Genomic DNA, 18,144 nt, shown 5'->3' with positions numbered 1-18,144 from the left:
CTTGGACGATCGTGTTTGGATTAAAGGTAAGAACCGGCTCCGACGAGACGTGAACTCCAGTATCCTGATTTGAAGCTTGAGTATTTAACGCCACCCGTTTCCGAGTTGACCATGCTTGTCTTGCTTGTCGCGATACCAACGTGTTGGATGCCGCTACCGTGTGAGAAGAAGACGAGATCTCCCGGTTGAACGCTTGAGACGCTGACTTTCTTAGATGAAGAGTATTGTGAAGAAGACGAGCGTGGAAGTGTTTTTCCAGCTGCTTTCTTATAAACGTAGCTTGTGAAACCAGAGCAATCAAAACCGCGTGTTGTTGTACCGCCCCAGACGTAAGGCGTACCTTTATGTTTTGCTGCTTCGCTTAAGATCTTTGTACGTGTTGAAGAAGAAGTCGTTGTTTTCTTAGCTGTTGAAGTTGATGTTTTTTTCTTGTATGTTTTTGTATACTTCGTGTACACGTAACGTGTTTTCCCACCGTAATAAATCTTCGTCCAGCTACCTGACTTTCCTTTATAACGGAATGTTTGACCTGCGTTAACTTTACCGACGATTGAAGATTTTGTAGAGGCACCTGAACGAACGCGTAATCCGTTATCCATGATTTTGACTTTAGTAATTGTAGCAGCTTCAACTTTACCTGTTCCCACTGACGCAAAACCTGAAACCACTAATGCGGCTGTCGCGACCGATGCTAGAAAACGTTTCATATGTGAATTCCTCCATTTTAATTAAAATTTATGTGACCGAGTTATATAATGAAATCATTGAGTGTTTGTTTAGGCAGTCATCCTTACGACTTTGTAAGTTTTTCTCTGCAGGAATATCTTAGCATGCGGTCGTGTGAAAACGTTTTTTCAGTTCCGCTACAAAATACCGCTTTTCTGTAATATAACTGCAATAATATCGTGGAATATTACAAAGAAGAAATTTCCATTCGCTAAATCACGACGAAAGTGGTAGATATGTGATACCTTTAATTCACAAAAGATTTTTTTGCTTTATCATTAAATACGTTACAGAACTTTGCTGTTGAATTTATAAAGAATAGGTGAATGCATATGCCAACTGAAAAAACCGATAAACCAGAACGTTCCTATACACTTGCCCAACTCGGTAATCTGACATTGAAGGATCTATATGAAATTGCGAAAGCAAAAAATGTTCCGCAATACCGGGAAGCGCGAAAGCGTGAGTTAATGTTCAAGATTTTAAAAGCACAAGCAGAATCAACCGGTCTCTACTTCCTCGAAGGGGTGCTTGAAGTCATCCCCGGCAATCCACAGATGCAAAACGATGGTGGTTTCGGCTTCCTTCGTCCCATCAACTACTCACAATCCTCTGAAGATATTTACATCGCCGCTTCACAAATTCGTCGTTTTAATCTTCGCAATGGAGATGTCGTCACGGGAAAAGTCCGGCCACCGAAGGAAAATGAACGTTTCCAAGGTTTATTGAGTGTTGAAGCAGTGAATGGAGAAGCGCCGGACACGGCACGAAACCGTTTATTCTTCCCTGCGCTGACACCGATCTACCCCGATCGTTTAATGCGTCTTGAAACAGAACCGCGTCATCTGTCGGTTCGTGTCATGGACATGATTGCGCCGGTCGGATTCGGGCAACGCGGATTGATTGTCGCACCACCGAAGGCGGGGAAGACGTCCTTGTTAAAAGAGATTGCGAATTCGATTCAAGTCAACCATCCGGATGTTGAGTTAATCATTCTTTTGATTGATGAACGACCGGAGGAAGTGACGGATATCGAACGTTCCGTACCGGGAGCAGACGTCGTCAGTTCGACGTTTGATGAGACACCGGATAACCACGTCCGGATTTCAGAACTCGTCCTTGAGCGGGCGATGCGTCTCGTCGAGCATAAAAAAGATGTCGTCATCTTGATGGACTCGATCACACGTCTGACGCGTGCCTATAACCTGACCGTCCCGCAAAGCGGACGGACCTTATCAGGGGGGATTGACCCGGCTGCCTTCCATAAACCGAAACGTTTCTTCGGAGCAGCACGGAACATCGAACATGGCGGCAGTTTGACGATTCTCGCGACAGCACTCGTTGAGACCGGTTCACGGATGGACGATGTCATCTATGAAGAATTTAAAGGGACCGGCAACATGGAGCTTCATCTTGACCGGAAACTATCAGAGCGTCGCATCTTCCCGGCGATCGATATCCGGAAATCCGGCACACGGAAAGAAGAGTTGCTCCTACCGAAAGATCAACTCGATGCGTTGTGGACGATTCGTCGGACGATGAATGAATCAAACGAGTTCGTCGACAGTTTCTTGCGCAAGATTAAGGATACGAAAAATAATGAAGAATTCTTCGTTGAACTGTTGAAGGAAAAGAAGAAGCCGATTCGCCGGGCAGCAGCTAAACCACGGACGATCAAAACAGATACACCGACTTGAAAATAGGTATTGCGAGACGATGAAAAATCGTTTAGTATAGGAAGGTAACTTACTCTGGCTCAGCAAATGAACCAGGGCGGAAGGAGAGAAATCAACCATGAAACAAGGAATTCACCCAAACTACAACAAAGTTGTATTTATGGATTCAACTACTGAGTACAAATTCTTAACTGGTTCTACTCGTTCTTCGAACGAAACAATCACTTGGGAAGATGGAAACGAGTACCCACTCATCCGCGTGGATGTGTCTTCGGACTCGCACCCATTCTACACTGGTCGTCAAAAGTTCAACGCTGCAGACGGTCGTGTCGATCGCTTCAACAAAAAATACGGCCGCAAGTAATTGCGACCTATCCATTAAAAAACAGCCTGTCTCCATCACTGGAGCAGGCTGTTTTTGTATAGACTGAACTGGGCGCGATAGGTCAGGTAAGTCTTCAACACGAACGATGAGCCGATTGCGCCGGCAATGCCGGTGATATACGGGAGCAAGTCAGGATTTGTCGCGAATTGTTCGAAGAGACGACTGAAGGAAAAATGTCGGCCGAGGAAAAAACCTGCGCCGAGAAAGACACTAATCCAAATCAAAGCCCCGGTATACGCATAGACGGCGAAAACCCGAAACGGCATCTTCGAAACACCGGCAAAAAAAGCGGACAGTTGGCGAAGGCCAGGTATGTAGTAACCGATAATCAAGACCGACTTGCCGTAACGAAGAAAGCCGGCTTCTGCCGTGACAATGTGTTTTTCAGAAATGCGAAACTTCGGTCCGATTCGATGAAGCAACGGCATTCCGAGTTTCAGACCAAGCAGGTAGCTGATCGTCATCCCGATACAGCTTCCGGCGTAAGCGGCGAGAATCGTTCCGATTAAGGGTAAATTGCCTTGATGCATCCAAAAACCGGACATGATCAGTAACGTTTCATCCGGAACAGGAAGCCCGATGATCCCCCCGGCTAGAAGGATCGCAAGTCCGAATGAACCATATTGATGAAGCACTTCATGTAATATGTGATGGATCGGGAACACCTTCCTTCATAAATTCTTCTTCTATAGTGTACAGGAAATGAGGACTGGTTAAAACGACAAGGTGGGGAATCATGGGAATGAACGGATGGATTTTTGATTTCGAGAAGTCAACTCTTTTCCTTATATTCGATTCGGGCTATACTCGTTAAAGTGACTAATTTTAGAGGACGGTGTCTGCAATGATGCATGTAATAAATCAGTATGGTTGGATTGAAGTGATTTGCGGAAGTATGTTCTCTGGTAAGTCGGAAGAATTGATTCGACGCGTTCGCCGGGCTCAGTACGGGAAGTTGCCGGTCCAAGTGTTTAAACCGGCAATCGACGACCGTTATCATGAAGAACATGTCGTCTCGCACGTCGGCAACTCTGTCATCGCGGTACCGATGGCGACGAGCCGTGACGTGTACGCGGCAGTCGCACAAGAGACACAAGTGGTCGCGATTGACGAAGTTCAGTTCTTTGATGATGAAATCGTCGATGTCATCGAGGCCCTCGCGCAGGACGGAAAACGTGTCATCTGTGCCGGACTCGATCAAGACTTCCGGGCGGAACCATTCGGTAAGATGCCGGAACTTCTCGCACGGGCAGAGTTCGTCACGAAACTGCAGGCGATCTGCCTGTCGTGCGGTGACCCGGCATCGCGGACGCAACGTTTAATCGACGGTCGACCTGCCAACTACAATGATCCAATCATTTTAGTCGGCGCGTCAGAGTCGTATGAGCCGCGTTGCCGCCACTGCCATGAAGTGCCGGGGAAATCGCAAGCCCTGCAACAATGGAAGAAACAGCAACAGAACTGATGAAGTAAACGAAGGACTGATTCATCAGTCAGGACCACATCAATCAAATGGCCGATACTCCCATCGTTTCAAGGGGGCATCGGTCATTTTTTTTGCGCATTCATATTGTTCTGGACGGCTTAGTCGATGCTTGAAACACGCATCGAAACAGTCTTCATCCCTTGCTTTCGCGCAGGAAAGACATCAACCGGTGTGGGTCAAACGACTATATTGGTGTACAAAGTGTGTTGCCTCGCGGACAATCGTTTCTTGATCATAATCGAGGGTCGCGACATGATAGGAGTCAAGCAGGCAATAGCTCCGTTTGTCCGTCGAACCGATGACTTGATAAAGGTAATCCGAACTTTCAGGCGGGACGACATGGTCTTCGGCAGAATATAAAATAAGTGTTGGAATCTCGATGGCTGGTAAGAGTGGACGTGTCTGGTCAATCAAGGTCAAAAGTTCCGATGCGCAGACGACAGGGACCTGGTCATAGATGATTTCAAACGCTTCACGTTTAATGTCTGGGGTACTTTCTTTTAAGTAGCGTGGACAGTCTTCAAAAGATAATGCTTCATAGGCAGGAATCGCTAACGCTGCATTGATCGTAATCAATCCGTCAGCAGGTAATCCTTCCGCGACGAGTGCAAGGGCAAGTGTTGCACCCATCGATTGTCCGGCGATGAAAATGGACGAACAATGATTGGTTAAGACGTCGAACCCTTGGCGGAGGCTTTGTTTCCAATCTTCGGCAGTCGACGCTTCGAAATCACGGATGCTCGTCCCGTGTCCGTCGAGACGCGGGGCATACACAGTAAACCCTCGGGCGGCAAACTGCTCTCCGACAGTACGGACGCTTTGAGGGGTTGCGTTAAAACCGTGAGACAGTAAAATACCGATTGGACCTCGTTCAATCAAAAAAGCTTCTGCGCCAAACAGGACGGGTGATGATGAATTCATAAAGGGTTCCTCCTTCTATTAAAAAACTCGTAGTGCTTTAGGCGCACTACGAGATTCTCGTAAGTATCATCCAAAGCATCGGCTTTGCTGGTCGGAGCACCTTGCATGTTGCAGGTTGCCGTGGGTTCGTAGAGCCAGATCTCTCGCCCACTCTTGATATATCGTATAGGAATTGTCGGAATAATCATTGTGAAGAGGATAGCATTGATTGAAATACGTTGTCAAGACGTCAAAAAGAAGTCGAAATTGATAAACTGGGTAATTTGGTTTAATTTTGAAAATATGGTTGACTTGAGAAAGGAATCCCCGTAGTGTAAGCATTAGATTCACGACATAAGAACGACTTGAAACATCACACATATGAACTTCATACCGTAGCACTTATCGAGAGAGGTGGAGGGACTGGCCCTACGAAACCTCGGCAACAGACTTCTTACGTCGTACTGTGCCAATTCCGTCAGACGTTTGTCTGAAAGATGAGCGGAGCGGATTCTGCCTTAGTGCAGATGGAAGGATCCTTTTCTTTTAAGAGAAGGGTCCTTTTTTTGATGTTTTCCTAAAAAAAGAGAATGAAATACAATTCATTTTGTATTTTAGAATGACCTGTGCTAGTCTTGAGCTGTATAACTCAATAACCAGTTCTTCGGGGTAGGGTGAAAATCCCAACCGGCGGTGATGCGATTGATAAATCGATGAGCCCGCGACCTGCAGTGTACGCACTGTGGCTGACTTGGTGAGACTCCAGGGCCGACGGTAAAGTCCGGATGGGAGAAGGACGAAACAATGCGCTTGCTGCCATTTTCTGAAAAAATGTTTTCAGGGAAAGGTCTGTTTCTGTATGTGTAAAAACAGAAACGCGAGACGCTTATTTCGTCAATCCTTCAATCACGACGCCCCTTTTACAGGAGGCGTCTTTTTTATTGAAAGGAGCGGAAAAAATGGAAACATTCATGAGTTATGCGATGCAACTAGCACACATGTTAAACGGTCAAACGAGCCCGAATCCGAGTGTCGGCTGCGTCATCGTCAAACAGGGGCGGATTGTTGGTTTTGGGGCCCACCGTTATGCGGGAGGACCCCATGCCGAAGTCGAAGCGCTCCTCATGGCAGGTGAAGCAGCACGCGGAGCCGATCTCTACGTGACACTCGAACCGTGCAATCATCACGGTAAAACACCGCCGTGTACGGAAGCGATTCTAAAAGCCGGGATTGCCGGCGTCTTTGTCGCGACAGAGGACCGGCACGCGCTCGTCGCAGGAAGCGGCATCACACGTCTCCGGGAAGCGGGACTTGACGTCGAAGTCGGTTTATTAAAAGACGAGGCAGTGGCACTGTATGAACCATTTTGGACGGCGATCGAACGAAAACGGCCACGCGTCACAGTGAAAGTCGCACAAACGATGAACGGGACGGTCGCGACGGGTGAACAACGCTTTATCACTTCAGAAGTGGCGCGCGCAGACGGACGTCAGTTACGCGGGACGCACGATGCGATTCTCGTCGGAAGCGACACGGTGATCATCGATGATCCGGCACTGACGTTGCGCAGTTCGACCGGCATCGAACCGGTCCGTGTCATTGTCGATCGGCGCGGGCGCCTGACTGAAACATTCCAAGTCTTAAACGATGGCTTGAATCCGACGTACTGGCTGACGGAACAGCCGCGTACGACAGAGCGCGAGAACGTGACGGTTTTCGTCGGGACGTATGCGACACCGGACCAAATCCTCGAACTTTTATATGAACAAGGTATTCGCAGTCTGTTGATTGAAGGCGGTCCCACGATTCAATCCGCATTTTTAGAAGCGGATCTCGTGGATACGATCGAACTCTATCAGGCACCGTCCCTCTTCAGTGGGACAAAGTCTCTGACGACGGAACAGGACATCGAAGACCGTTTTGATTTAGTGAAAATGAACCAAATCGGACAGGACGTCCATCTCCAGTATGTACGAAAGGAGAGGATGACATGTTTACCGGATTGATTGAAGAACTTGGCACAATAAAACGGAAAGTCCCCCGTCCGAACGGGCTGGCGCTCGAGATTGAAGCGACAGCAGTGCTTGACGGAACAAAGATTGGCGACAGCATTGCCGTTGATGGCATTTGTTTGACGGTGACGGCGATGACGAAGAGCGGATTCACGGCCGATGCGGTCCATGAGACGATCCGAGCGACGTCGCTTCAGACGTTACGGGTCGGAGCAGCCGTTCAACTCGAACGCGCGATGCCGGCGAATGGACGGTTCGGTGGTCACTTCGTCAGCGGGCATATCGACGGGACGGCTCGGTTTCTCAGCCGGCGACCGGACGGTGAAGCGATGGAATACCGTTTTGAGGCAGGCGACTGGAGCAAGTACTGTATTCCGAAAGGATCGATTGCGATTAATGGGACGAGCCTGACACTGCAACATGTCGGAAACGACGCGGTGACGATTTCATTGATTCCCCATTCACGCCAAGTCACGACGTTCGATCGCTTGCAGACGGGTGCCCTCGTCAATATCGAATGTGACTTGATGGCGAAACATCTCTATCACTTTACGCAGAAGGATGCGAAAACGGACTGGTCGGCATTTTTAGGAGGCGAAGCATGATGAACGGATTTGATTCGATTGAAGAAGCAGTGGATGACTTAAAACGCGGACGACCGATCATCGTCTGTGACGATGAAAACCGTGAGAACGAAGGGGATCTCGTGTTACTTGCGGAACATGCGACACCCGAGATGATTAACTTCATGATCACTTACGGCAAAGGACTCGTCTGTGTCCCGGTCAGTCCGGATATCGCAACACGACTCGAACTCCGGCCGATGACAGATGTCAACACGGATCCGAACGGAACGGCTTTTACGATCAGCATTGATCATGAAGATGCGAAAACCGGCATCAGTGCAGCGGAACGGGCAATGACGATTCAGCGGATGTTGACGGATGGTCCAAAGCAGTTCAAGCGTCCCGGACACATCTTTCCGTTGATCGCAAACGAAGGCGGCGTTCGCGTCCGGCGTGGTCATACGGAAGCAGGGATTGATTTGGCACGGCTCGCGGGAAGCGCCGAAGCGGCCGTCATCTGTGAAATCATTTTAGACGACGGGACGATGGCACGGGTTGATGATTTAGTGACGTATAAAGCAGAACATGATTTAAAAATGATTACGATCGATGCTCTCATCCGCTATCTCGAGCGCTCTGTCCGCCGTGAAGCGGAAGTCTTGTTACCGACGACGCACGGGGCGTTTCGGATGCTTGGTTATACGACACCTGACGCCAAGGAACATGTCACGGTGCTATCAGGTGAAGCAGAAGACGGGATGCTCGTCCGCGTTCATTCCGAATGTCTGACGGGTGACGTCTTCGGATCAAAACGGTGTGACTGCGGTCCGCAACTCGACGCGGCGCTCGACCGGATTGAACAAGAAGGCGGCGCTGTCCTCTACTTGCGGCAAGAAGGTCGGGGGATTGGTCTGATGGCGAAGCTGAAAGCCTATGAGCTCCAAGAACAAGGACTCGATACGGTCGAGGCGAATCATGCGCTCGGATTTGCAGCCGACTTACGCGACTACGCCGTCGCAGCAGCGATGCTTCAGGATCTCGGTGTCACGAAAATCCGTTTGATGACGAATAACCCGGATAAACAGCAAGCGCTCGAAACGTACGGCATCACCGTGCTTGAGCGGGTTCCCCATGAAGTACCGGCAAATTTAGAAAACCACCAGTATCTCAAAACCAAACAGACGAAGCTCGGGCATCTGCTCGATCTCGAAGGAGGAAAATAAGATGGTATACGAAGGATTTTTAACGGGCGAAGGACTCCGGGTTGCGATCGTCGCAGCACGTTTTAATGAATTGATCACATCTAAATTAGTCGGAGGAGCAAACGATGCCTTCCGTCGTCACGGTGTCGCAGCGGATAACGTCGATACGGCGTGGGTGCCGGGCGCATTCGAGATTCCGCTCGTCGCGGAAAAACTGGCGAAAAGCGGTAAGTATGATGCCGTCATCACACTCGGTGCCGTCATCCGCGGTGCGACGTCGCATTACGATTATGTCTGCAATGAAGTCGCGAAAGGTGTCGCCGGTGCGTCGCGTGAGACGGGTGTTCCGATCATCTTTGGTGTATTGACGACGGACTCGATTGAACAAGCGGTCGAACGGGCCGGCACGAAAGCAGGGAACAAAGGATATGAGTCGGCGGTCTCTGCCATCGAGATGGCGAACTTGTTACGCAGTTTTCAGTAATGTTTCTCTATCGGATGTAAAACGGGGACGGACGTAAAAGTCAATCCGCCACCTGTTAGATCGTTCAAAAGGAATCACTCGTTTCACGCGACTCCTGCAGGAAAGCGCGTGGAAAATGAGCGATTCCTTTTTGAGGTCGCGCCCCTCTTACATGCGATAGAAAGTTTTCTGTTTTTTGTCAATAATTCATGGTCACGCATACACGGGATGGTATAACCACCGTATAATAATAAAAGTACGGAAAACTTAGAGGTTTGGAAGAAAGGGGGGCGAATGAACATGAAGCGGATTCATTACGTGTACGGCGTTCTTTTATTTAGTTTGAGCTATTATAGTTGGATCTGGTTTTATGCCGATCGACCGGAACTGGCATCGTGGGGGAATAACATTTTTTCTATCATAGGCTGTATAGCTGCAACATTATTCTTACTGCACACATATCGAACGAATGGTCGGGACCAAGGTCGGTTTTTTCTCTATCTTGCTTTCGGAACAGGAAGTTATCTGATTGCGGAACTGATTTGGATGTCTTATGAAAATATCCAACAGGTTGCCGTTCCTTTTCCCGGTCTGCCGGACCCTTTTTATATGTTGCAATCGTTCTTTTTCTTTATGGCATTTCTTCATTTGATTCGAAAATACGTGACGAAACATCAATTGATTCGATTCGTGTTTGATATTTTAATCGTCATGACTGTCGCTGTGACATACAGCTGGTTTTTCTTGGTTCGTCCTTCTTTAGCGGATGGGCAAGCGTCGACAGCGGAAAACTTCGTCGCGTTCGCGTATCCGATGAATGATGTCGTGTTGCTGTTTTGTGTCATCAGCATCTACTTCTTAATCGAAAAACGACAAACTGTCACACGACCGACCTGTTTTTCCTTTTTATTAATCGGAATATTAATTCAGATTATCGCCGATACCATTTTTCTATATATGACGACCATCCATGGGTATGAGAATACCGCAGCGATTGATCCGTTATTCATTTTAAGTTTATTGTTAGTCGCGATTTCCGGTCACGCGGGAGAAGTGACGATGGAACATATCCGAGTCGAGCAGGAAGAAAGGCAATCCTTGCATCTCGGGCGATTGTTTTTACCGTATTTCCTCGTACTTCTATTGTTTTCAACAATGCTGTTTTATGCGCAACGGGGAGATGCCTTAAATGGATTGATGATTGGTTGCGGGGTGACGATTCTCTTAATTTTAGTCCGGCAAATTTTAATGATTTTAAGTAACCATCAATTGATTCAAGAAATCCACCATAAGGCGGATGAGTTGGAAGAGAGTAAGGAACGTTATGAATCACTCTTTACGTATCATCCGGATGCCGTTTATTCTCTTGATTTGAAAGGACAAATTGAAAGTGCGAACCCATCATTCGAAAAACTGACGGAACATTGTGAGAGCGAGTTGATTGGTCGGTCGTACGATCAATTGCTTGGAAAAGGGACTTCTGCCATGGCGGATCAAGATAAGATGAGCGCTGAACAATTCGAGACTGTGTTTCGAAAGGAAGGTGGCAACAATGTCCTGCTCAGCGTGACGACAATTCCGATTCGTGTCCGAAAACGACTTGTTGGTTTGTTCGGCATCGGTCGTGACATCACAGACATGCGGAAAAATGAATTGAAAATCCATCAGCTTGCGTACTATGACCACTTGACGAAAGCGGTCAATCGAAAGTATTTCGAAGAGATGTTACACCATTTAGTCGAGCAAGAACAAAGTCAAGAAACAATCATTCTCTGCTTCATCGACTTAAACGATTTTAAACTCGTGAATGACTCGTTTGGACATCACATCGGCGATCAATTGCTGATTCAAGTCGCAGAACGCTTACGCCGCGCGACAGAAATCGAAGATGTCGTCGCCCGACAAGGGGGCGATGAATTCACGGTCATTCTCCGTCATATCGTGTCGGAAGAAGGGGCGAGAACCCGGACTGAGCGCCTTCTTAACCAGTTGAGCATCCCGTACAATATTGAAGGACTTGAAGTCGTCTCGAGCCCGAGCATCGGAGTAGTTCGCCATCAAAGAACGGAACCGAAACATGTCGTGACGTTATTAAAACAAGCGGATTTAGCGATGTATCAGGCAAAGGCAAAAGGCGGAAAAACGGTCGTCTTCTTTGATGATATTGCGGAAGCGGCGTCATACCGGCTACGACTTGAGTCGGAGCTCCCCCATGCGATTGAGACGAATCAACTCGTCTTGTATTATCAACCTCAAGTCGACACGATCACGTATCAGATGGTCGGTGTCGAGGGGTTGGTCCGCTGGAATCATCCGGAGCTCGGAATGATTTCACCGAACGATTTCATTCCCCTCGCGGAAGAAGCGGGGATGATCATTCGTCTTGGCGAATGGGTTTTACGTGAAGGCTTTTTGCAGGCGAAGCGCTGGGAACAGGCAGACATCGCCTTGAAGGTAGGCTTGAATGTATCGATGCAACAGTTCCATCACCCAACGTTCGTCCTGACGCTGATGCAACTTTTAGCAGAAACAGACGTCGACCCGAGGCGAATCGATTTAGAAATCACGGAGGTATCGGCAGTCGAAGACATCGAGGATACGGTCAAGACGATGCATCGTTTGAAAGAGCTGGGGTTCACGATTTCGATTGATGATTTCGGGACAGGCTATTCCTCATTATCCCGTCTCGTCGATTTCCCGATTGATACGTTAAAGATTCCGCGTGAATTTGTTGAAAAAATCAATATCGAGACGAGTGGGTATGCGATGATTTCCTCCATCATTCATTTAGCAAAATCGCTGGATGTAGCAGTCATCGCGGAAGGGGTCGAGACGCTCGAACAAGTCAACGTCTTGAATCGCTTGAAGTGTACACGGATGCAAGGTTATTATTTCGGTCGTCCGATGCGGCCTGAAGCCATTGAGCCGTTGCTCTATCCGGATCAGCGCTAAGCGTAACCGAATCAGTTTGAAACTTTTTCCAAAATCGACTCGTAGACACAGGTAAACGAGGAGGGAACGCACATGAAGAAGGGAAGATGGTTTTTTTCGCTGGCAATGGTTTCTTCGGTCGGTCTTGCCGGATGCAGTCAAGACGACCTGTCGAATAGTGAACTGTTAAAAAAGGCGACGGCAGCACAGGAGGACATTCAGTCGTTTCATATGGAGAGCGACATCTTTTCAGAAGTCGGCGGTCTGCCTGTCAGTCAGCAAGTCGCAGCAGATGTCATTCAAAAACCCTATACGATGCATCAAACGATTAAGATGAAGAATGTCGAAGATGGCTCGGATGTACAAATGGAGAGCTATATGCTCGACGACAAGATGTATATCGCACAGGACGGGCAATGGTTTGTCCAAGACATCTCGGAGATGAATGACATCATGGAATCATCCGTCTCGACCGATCAGAACCTGAAACTGTTGAAGAAGTATAAAGACAATTGGACAGCCGAAAGAAAAGGTGAACTCTATCAAATTGATGTGGACTTGACGGGGGACGACTTGAAAAACTTCATGAAAGACGCGCTCGAACAATCGGGACAGATGGCGCAGATGAAAGAGATGATGGATCAAGTGGATTATAAAAAGATGGAATATACGATGACATATGACGCAAAGACGTATTATCCGAAGTCGCTCGATATGACGATGGAGTTTGAAATCACAGAAGGCACGACCTTTAAGATGACGAATGAATCCACGTTTTCGAAATTCAATGCCATCGAGTCGATTGAGCTGCCGGAAGAGGCAAAAGAGGCCCAATCGATTACTGATATGAACCAATGACGAACAGCCGATTTTCCCCGACGTGACACGCCGGAGGAGGTCGGCGTTTTTTTCATGTGTGGAACATCTCTGAAAGGGGAACTTAGGAAATAGGGTTGACAGTATTCTGTCAATTCTGAAAAAATGGGAAAGTCTACATACGAATTGCAGAGGGGGGAAAAGCATGGGAACGTCATTCACTGAGTGGGTAAGTTCGGTGTCAAATTTGGTTTGGGGAGCACCGTTACTGATCCTATTAGTCGGAACAGGCATTTACTTAACGATTCGTTTAGGATTCATTCAAATTACAAAACTTCCTTATGCGTTAAAGCTCGCGTTTACGAAACAAGAGGACTCGAAACAATCGGAAGGGGACATCAGTCATTTTCAGGCATTAATGACCGCACTGGCAGCAACGGTCGGTACGGGGAATATCGTCGGTGTCGCAACAGCTGTCGTCCTTGGGGGACCAGGTGCGATCGTCTGGATGTGGTTATCCGGATTATTCGGCATGGCGACCAAATATGCGGAGGCGATTCTCGCCGTCAAATACCGTGTCGTCGATGAAAAGGGGCAGATGGCCGGAGGGCCGATGTACTATCTTGAACGGGGGCTCAAGCAAAAGTGGCTCGGGATTTTATTTGCCGCTTTCGCTTCGATTGCCGCTTTCGGGATTGGTAACGGGGTTCAAACGAACTCGGTCGCGCTCGCGATGAAGTCAACGTTCGATGTACCGCTCTACGTGACCGGAATCGTCTTAATGGTCGCAACAGGTGGCGTCATTTTGGGTGGTGTCAAATCGATTGGGAAAGTCGTCAGCTTTTTCGTGCCATTCATGATTTTCTTTTATGTCGGAAGTGGTTTATTGATCCTGATCATGAACTATGACTTGATTCCAGCGGCATTTTCAACAATTTTCAGCAGCACGTTCTCGAATGAAGCGATTACGGGTGGTGCAATCGGGGCGGCGATTCGTTACGGTGTCGCCCGAGGCGTCTTCTCAAATGAGGCGGGTCTCGGTTCAGCGCCAATCGCGGCGGCGGCTGCGAAAACCGATTTCCCGGGACGACAAGCACTCGTCTCGATGACACAAGTCTTCCTTGATACGATTCTCGTCTGTTCGATGACAGGATTGACGCTCGTCATGGGTGGAAAAATCGGGACCGGATTAGAAGGAGTCGAATTGACGACTGCAAGTTTTGAAGTGTTCCTCGGTCCGACCGGAAAGTATATCGTCACGATTGGACTTGTCTTGTTTGCCTTTTCAACAGTCCTCGGCTGGTCGTATTACGGTGAAAAATCGATTTATTATCTCTTTGGTCAAAAATCAATCGTGCCGTACCGCGTCGTATTTGTTCTCGTCGCCGGACTGGGCGCGATGACGACGAACTTGAACATGGTTTGGGCCATCTCGGACGTCTTCAACGGTTTGATGGCAATCCCGAACTTGCTTGGTCTGCTTGGTCTGTCCGGCGTCGTCATTGCCGAGACGAGGTTGTTCCGCGAACAGCTGAAAAAAGAACAGGCAAATCGAAACGCCTCCTGAATCCAAAAGCGATCATTTCTTTTGGAGGTGAATCCGACGCAGGAGTCAGATCACAATCCATCAAACGGCCGACGCTTCCGACTTTTTACGGAAGCATCGGCCGTTTCTATGCAAATTCTTATCGTTCACAAAGGAAAGGGAGGCGGATTTCCAGATCATACACTGGAAATCCACCTCCCTTTATTCATTTCAAGTCGTTAAGTGGTCCGGTAGAACATGACCGACTCATATGGACGTAATGTGACGTTGCGCCCGTCTTGTGCGACATCAGGATAGTTCTGAATCAAGACGTCGGCGTCCGACATCGTCTCTGGTAACGTGAACGTCGTTTCTGAACTGTAGAAGTTCGAGAGGACGAGCAGCTGTTCGTCCTCTGTCGTTCGTTCGTACGCCCAAATCGACAAGTCGTCCGGTGTGAGAAGACGATACATTCCGTTTGTCAACACGTCATATTGTTTTCGTAATTGAATCAACTTTTTATAGTGGTGGAACACCGAATCAGGATTAGCGATGGCCGCTTTGACATTGATGTCAGTATAGTTCGGAGCGACGTCGATCCACGGCGTTGCTTCTGAAAAACCGGCGTGAAGCGTCGAGTCCCATTGCATCGGTGTTCGGGCATTGTCGCGTGACTTTTGGCGGATTGCCGCAAGAATTTGTTCAGGTGCTTCGCCCTGAACAATTTTTTCTTCATAGAGATTCAATGTTTCGACGTCACGATAATCTGTAAGATCCGTGAAATCCGGATTCGTCATCCCGATTTCTTCACCTTGATAAATATACGGTGTGCCTTGTAGACCGTGTAACGTCGTCGCAAGCATCTTCGCGCTTTCGACGCGGTAGACGGTATCGTCACCGAACCGGCTGACGACACGGGGCTGGTCGTGGTTGCACCAAAAGATGGCATTCCACGCTTTTCCCTGCATCCCGACTTGCCAGTCTGACAGGATCCGTTTTAACTCAAGAAAATCGAATGGTGCGGCTGTCCATTTTTGACCGTCCGGATAGTCGACTTTTAAATGGTGGAAGTTAAAGGTCATCTTCAACTCTTCCTCGCTGACATTTGAATACTGCCGGCAATGATTGAGTGTCGTCGAGGACATCTCACCGACCGTCATCAAGTCATAACCGTCAAACACACGTTGATTCATTTCCTGGAGGTACTCATGGACACGAGGTCCATCCGTATAAAACGTTCTGCCGTCTCCAGTCGGATCATTGGGGAACGATTGATCCTTCGAGATGAGATTGATGACATCCAGGCGAAATCCACGGACCCCTTTGTCGCGCCAAAACTGCATCATCTGATAGATGTCTTCGCGAAGACGCGGGTTTTCCCAGTTGAGATCGGCTTGGGTTTGATCGAACAAATGAAGATAATATTTGCCGGCGACTTCATCAAACGACCAGGCCGGACCACCGAACTTCGACTGCCAGTTGGTCGGTTCATCCCGCCAAATGAAATAATCATGATACGGACTGTCCGGATTCCGTCCTTGCTGGAACCAGTCGTGCTCCGTTGAACAGTGATTGACGACGATATCCATCATCACCGACAAATCACGTTTTGTTGCTTCTGCAAGCAGGTCATCGAAGTCTTGCATCGTCCCGTAAGAAGGGTCAATCGCATAATAGTCGCTGACATCATACCCATTGTCATTTTGTGGTGAGGCATAGACGGGTGTCAGCCATAAATAATCGATGCCGAGTGACGCGAGATAGTCGAGTTTTTCCGTGACGCCACGGAGTGTGCCCGTCGCTTTTCCTTCCGGGCTGTAAAAACTTTTCGGATAGATTTGATAAACAGCGGATTTCCGCCAGTCGGTCGTTGTGAGCGTCATACAAGTCACACCTTTCTAAAAACAGTTACGCAGCATCTTTGAGTGCCGCTTTTCGTGCGCGTTTCGTCGAGACGTAATGGAACAGGAACGTACAGACAACCGGGATAACAATCGCAATCACCATACCGATGATGAACGATAAAATCGATCCGGGAACGATTGAGATGAAGGCAGGTAAACCACCGACACCAATCGCAGGAGCTAAGACACCACTCACAGCGATGAAGGAAGACGCAATTGCTGATCCGACGAGTGCTGCATAAAATGGATATTTAAAGCGTAAGTTGACACCGAACATCGCCGGTTCCGTAATTCCGAAGTAGGCAGAGATCGCGGACGTCGAAGCCATGTTTTTATCATTCGCATTTTTTGCGAGGAAGAGCATGGCGAGCGTTGCTGATCCTTGAGCGATATTCGAGATGGCGATCATCGGCCAGATGAAGGTTGAACCGCTTTGTCCAATGAGTTGAAGGTCGACGGCGATGAACATATGGTGCATCCCCGTGATGACGAGTGGTGCATAGAGGGCACCGAACAACAAGGCACCAAGCAGCGGGACGGCTTCGAACGTATTGACGACACCAATCGTGATCCAGTCGCCGAGCTGACGCGTGACGGGACCAATGACAGCGAGGGCAAGGAAACCAGTTAAAGTAATCGTCGTAATCGGGACGACGAGGAGCTGGATTGCATTCGGAACACGTTCCTTGAGCCATTTCTCGATCGTACTTAAGACATAGGCCGCTGCGAGTACAGGCAGGATTTGACCTTGGTAACCGACCTTTTCGATTTCGAAGAGACCAAGTATGTTGAATGTCGGAATCTCGCCTTTTAACGCACTTTGTCCATAGTTCCAAGCGTTCAAGAGATCAGGGTGGACGAGCATCAGTCCCATGACGATCCCGAGAATTTCACTCCCGCCAAACCGTTTTGTCGCCGACCAGCCGACCAGTGCCGGTAAGAAGACGAAGGCGGTGTTCGCCATCATGTTGATTAAATCCCATAACCCCTGGAGGTTCGGGTAGCGGTCAATCATCGTTTTTCCGCCGAACTCGATCCCGAAGAGATTGTTGATCCCCATCAAGAGACCAGCGACGATGATGGCAGGAATGATCGGCATGAAGACGTCGGAGAAGACTTTAATCAGTTTCTGGAACGGATTCATCTTAGAGGCACCGGACGATTTGACGTCGGCGATGGTCGTTGCTTTTAATCCGGTCAATTGAATGAATTCGGCATAGACGCGGTCGACATCCCCCGCACCGATGACGATTTGATAGACGCCGGCATTCAAGAATGCCCCTTTGACGAGCGGGACTTCGAGTAAGGCATCTTGTTCGACGAGGCTTTGATCTTTCAGTGTCAGGCGGAGCCGCGTCACACAATGGGCGGCTTGCTCAATATTATCTTTCCCACCGATTCGCTCGATGAGTTGTTCAGCAATTTGACGGTAATTAGGTTTCATCTCTCATTCTCCTTTTGGATTGAACTGAAGACATCACTTGAAATGAAAACGTTTTCTTATCTGCGCAAATTCATCTTAACTTATCTATATAAGTTAAGTCAACAACTT

General features: G+C 48.4%; 15 protein-coding genes and 3 riboswitches. Of the genes, 10 read left to right on the top strand and 5 right to left on the bottom strand.

Translation table 11 applies throughout. The annotated features are described in order from the left end of the window. Window positions 1-20: 20 nt before the first annotated feature. Window positions 21-707, bottom strand: a complete 687-nt coding sequence (locus KNP94_RS13650) for a C40 family peptidase (RefSeq protein WP_215115844.1) — start codon at window positions 705-707, stop codon at window positions 21-23. Between the two features lie 351 nt (window positions 708-1,058). Here KNP94_RS13650 and rho point away from each other — a divergent pair, with 351 nt between their 5' ends. Both rho and KNP94_RS13640 read left to right on the top strand, forming a co-directional pair. Continuing rightward, entirely contained in the window at window positions 1,059-2,423 is a 1,365-nt protein-coding gene (gene rho, locus KNP94_RS13645; protein WP_029331794.1) for a transcription termination factor Rho, read from the top strand. Window positions 2,424-2,520: 97 nt separating this feature from the next. After that, a complete protein-coding gene (locus tag KNP94_RS13640) occupies window positions 2,521-2,766 on the top strand; it encodes a type B 50S ribosomal protein L31 (protein ID WP_012371588.1) in 246 nt (81 codons plus the stop codon). A 35-nt stretch (window positions 2,767-2,801) separates the two neighbouring features. Here the strand turns inward: KNP94_RS13640 and KNP94_RS13635 are convergent, their stop codons facing one another. Beyond that, the gene (locus KNP94_RS13635) at window positions 2,802-3,452 is read right to left on the bottom strand and encodes a DedA family protein (protein ID WP_214767790.1); all 651 of its coding nucleotides are present in this window, start codon (window positions 3,450-3,452) and stop codon (window positions 2,802-2,804) included. Window positions 3,453-3,634: 182 nt separating this feature from the next. On the opposite strand from KNP94_RS13635, the gene KNP94_RS13630 reads away from it, so the two are divergent. Then, complete coding sequence (locus KNP94_RS13630; RefSeq protein ID WP_034801409.1) at window positions 3,635-4,252, top strand: thymidine kinase; 618 nt, start codon at window positions 3,635-3,637, stop codon at window positions 4,250-4,252. Between the two features lie 183 nt (window positions 4,253-4,435). Here the strand turns inward: KNP94_RS13630 and KNP94_RS13625 are convergent, their stop codons facing one another. Continuing rightward, the gene (locus KNP94_RS13625; protein ID WP_215115843.1) at window positions 4,436-5,194 is read right to left on the bottom strand and encodes an alpha/beta hydrolase; all 759 of its coding nucleotides are present in this window, start codon (window positions 5,192-5,194) and stop codon (window positions 4,436-4,438) included. 60 nt (window positions 5,195-5,254) lie between these two features. After that, a riboswitch (SAM riboswitch) is annotated at window positions 5,255-5,357 on the bottom strand. 215 nt (window positions 5,358-5,572) lie between these two features. Further along, window positions 5,573-5,677: riboswitch (SAM riboswitch) on the top strand. Window positions 5,678-5,829: 152 nt separating this feature from the next. Continuing rightward, window positions 5,830-5,974: riboswitch (FMN riboswitch) on the top strand. Between the two features lie 158 nt (window positions 5,975-6,132). Here KNP94_RS13625 and ribD point away from each other — a divergent pair. The 7 genes from ribD to KNP94_RS13590 all read left to right on the top strand — a co-directional run bounded on the left by ribD (window position 6,133) and on the right by KNP94_RS13590 (window position 14,730). Continuing rightward, entirely contained in the window at window positions 6,133-7,179 is a 1,047-nt protein-coding gene (ribD, locus tag KNP94_RS13620; RefSeq protein WP_215115842.1) for a bifunctional diaminohydroxyphosphoribosylaminopyrimidine deaminase/5-amino-6-(5-phosphoribosylamino)uracil reductase RibD, read from the top strand. Further along, entirely contained in the window at window positions 7,164-7,790 is a 627-nt protein-coding gene (ribE, locus tag KNP94_RS13615) for a riboflavin synthase (RefSeq protein WP_088837992.1), read from the top strand. The genes ribD and ribE overlap by 16 nt, the downstream gene beginning before the upstream one ends. After that, window positions 7,790-8,974, top strand: coding sequence for a GTP cyclohydrolase II (ribA, locus tag KNP94_RS13610; RefSeq protein WP_215115863.1), 1,185 nt, complete (start codon window positions 7,790-7,792; stop codon window positions 8,972-8,974). Before ribE ends, ribA begins: the two co-directional genes overlap by 1 nt. Before the next feature lies 1 nt (window position 8,975). Further along, window positions 8,976-9,437, top strand: coding sequence for a 6,7-dimethyl-8-ribityllumazine synthase (gene ribH, locus KNP94_RS13605; RefSeq protein WP_214808901.1), 462 nt, complete (start codon window positions 8,976-8,978; stop codon window positions 9,435-9,437). Window positions 9,438-9,716: 279 nt separating this feature from the next. After that, complete coding sequence (locus tag KNP94_RS13600; RefSeq protein ID WP_251132669.1) at window positions 9,717-12,368, top strand: putative bifunctional diguanylate cyclase/phosphodiesterase; 2,652 nt, start codon at window positions 9,717-9,719, stop codon at window positions 12,366-12,368. 72 nt (window positions 12,369-12,440) lie between these two features. Next, the gene (locus KNP94_RS13595) at window positions 12,441-13,205 is read left to right on the top strand and encodes a DUF6612 family protein (protein WP_214805807.1); all 765 of its coding nucleotides are present in this window, start codon (window positions 12,441-12,443) and stop codon (window positions 13,203-13,205) included. A 163-nt stretch (window positions 13,206-13,368) separates the two neighbouring features. Further along, a complete protein-coding gene (locus tag KNP94_RS13590; protein WP_215115840.1) occupies window positions 13,369-14,730 on the top strand; it encodes an alanine/glycine:cation symporter family protein in 1,362 nt (453 codons plus the stop codon). A gap of 197 nt (window positions 14,731-14,927) precedes the next feature. On the opposite strand, the gene treC is transcribed toward KNP94_RS13590, so the two are convergent. Together treC and treP are read right to left on the bottom strand one after the other, a co-directional pair. Beyond that, window positions 14,928-16,571: an alpha,alpha-phosphotrehalase gene (treC, locus tag KNP94_RS13585; RefSeq protein ID WP_214767778.1), complete on the bottom strand. Its 1,644-nt coding sequence runs from the start codon at window positions 16,569-16,571 to the stop codon at window positions 14,928-14,930. A gap of 25 nt (window positions 16,572-16,596) precedes the next feature. Then, window positions 16,597-18,036 carry a PTS system trehalose-specific EIIBC component gene (treP, locus tag KNP94_RS13580; protein ID WP_214770981.1) on the bottom strand — a complete coding sequence of 480 codons (1,440 nt, stop codon included), beginning with the start codon at window positions 18,034-18,036 and terminating at the stop codon, window positions 16,597-16,599. Between the last annotated feature and the right edge of the window lie 108 nt (window positions 18,037-18,144).

This window comes from Exiguobacterium sp. s80 (genome assembly GCF_018618725.1).
GTDB classification, from domain to species: domain Bacteria; phylum Bacillota; class Bacilli; order Exiguobacteriales; family Exiguobacteriaceae; genus Exiguobacterium_A; species Exiguobacterium_A oxidotolerans.
The sequence above is the reverse complement of the archived record's forward strand: the minus strand, read 5'-3'. Positions and strand labels throughout refer to the sequence as shown.

Bases quoted from the DNA above. Each gene is read 5' to 3' on its own strand.
- KNP94_RS13650 (WP_215115844.1), bottom strand. From the start codon at position 707: ATGAAACGTTTTCTAGCATCGGTCGCGACAGCCGCATTAGTGGTTTCA.
- rho (WP_029331794.1), top strand. From the start codon at position 1,059: ATGCCAACTGAAAAAACCGATAAACCAGAACGTTCCTATACACTTGCC.
- KNP94_RS13640 (WP_012371588.1), top strand. From the start codon at position 2,521: ATGAAACAAGGAATTCACCCAAACTACAACAAAGTTGTATTTATGGAT.
- KNP94_RS13630 (WP_034801409.1), top strand. From the start codon at position 3,635: ATGCATGTAATAAATCAGTATGGTTGGATTGAAGTGATTTGCGGAAGT.
- KNP94_RS13625 (WP_215115843.1), bottom strand. From the start codon at position 5,194: ATGAATTCATCATCACCCGTCCTGTTTGGCGCAGAAGCTTTTTTGATT.
- ribD (WP_215115842.1), top strand. From the start codon at position 6,133: ATGGAAACATTCATGAGTTATGCGATGCAACTAGCACACATGTTAAAC.
- ribE (WP_088837992.1), top strand. From the start codon at position 7,164: ATGTTTACCGGATTGATTGAAGAACTTGGCACAATAAAACGGAAAGTC.
- ribA (WP_215115863.1), top strand. From the start codon at position 7,790: ATGAACGGATTTGATTCGATTGAAGAAGCAGTGGATGACTTAAAACGC.
- ribH (WP_214808901.1), top strand. From the start codon at position 8,976: ATGGTATACGAAGGATTTTTAACGGGCGAAGGACTCCGGGTTGCGATC.
- KNP94_RS13600 (WP_251132669.1), top strand. From the start codon at position 9,717: ATGAAGCGGATTCATTACGTGTACGGCGTTCTTTTATTTAGTTTGAGC.
- KNP94_RS13595 (WP_214805807.1), top strand. From the start codon at position 12,441: ATGAAGAAGGGAAGATGGTTTTTTTCGCTGGCAATGGTTTCTTCGGTC.
- KNP94_RS13590 (WP_215115840.1), top strand. From the start codon at position 13,369: ATGGGAACGTCATTCACTGAGTGGGTAAGTTCGGTGTCAAATTTGGTT.
- treC (WP_214767778.1), bottom strand. From the start codon at position 16,571: ATGACGCTCACAACGACCGACTGGCGGAAATCCGCTGTTTATCAAATC.
- treP (WP_214770981.1), bottom strand. From the start codon at position 18,036: ATGAAACCTAATTACCGTCAAATTGCTGAACAACTCATCGAGCGAATC.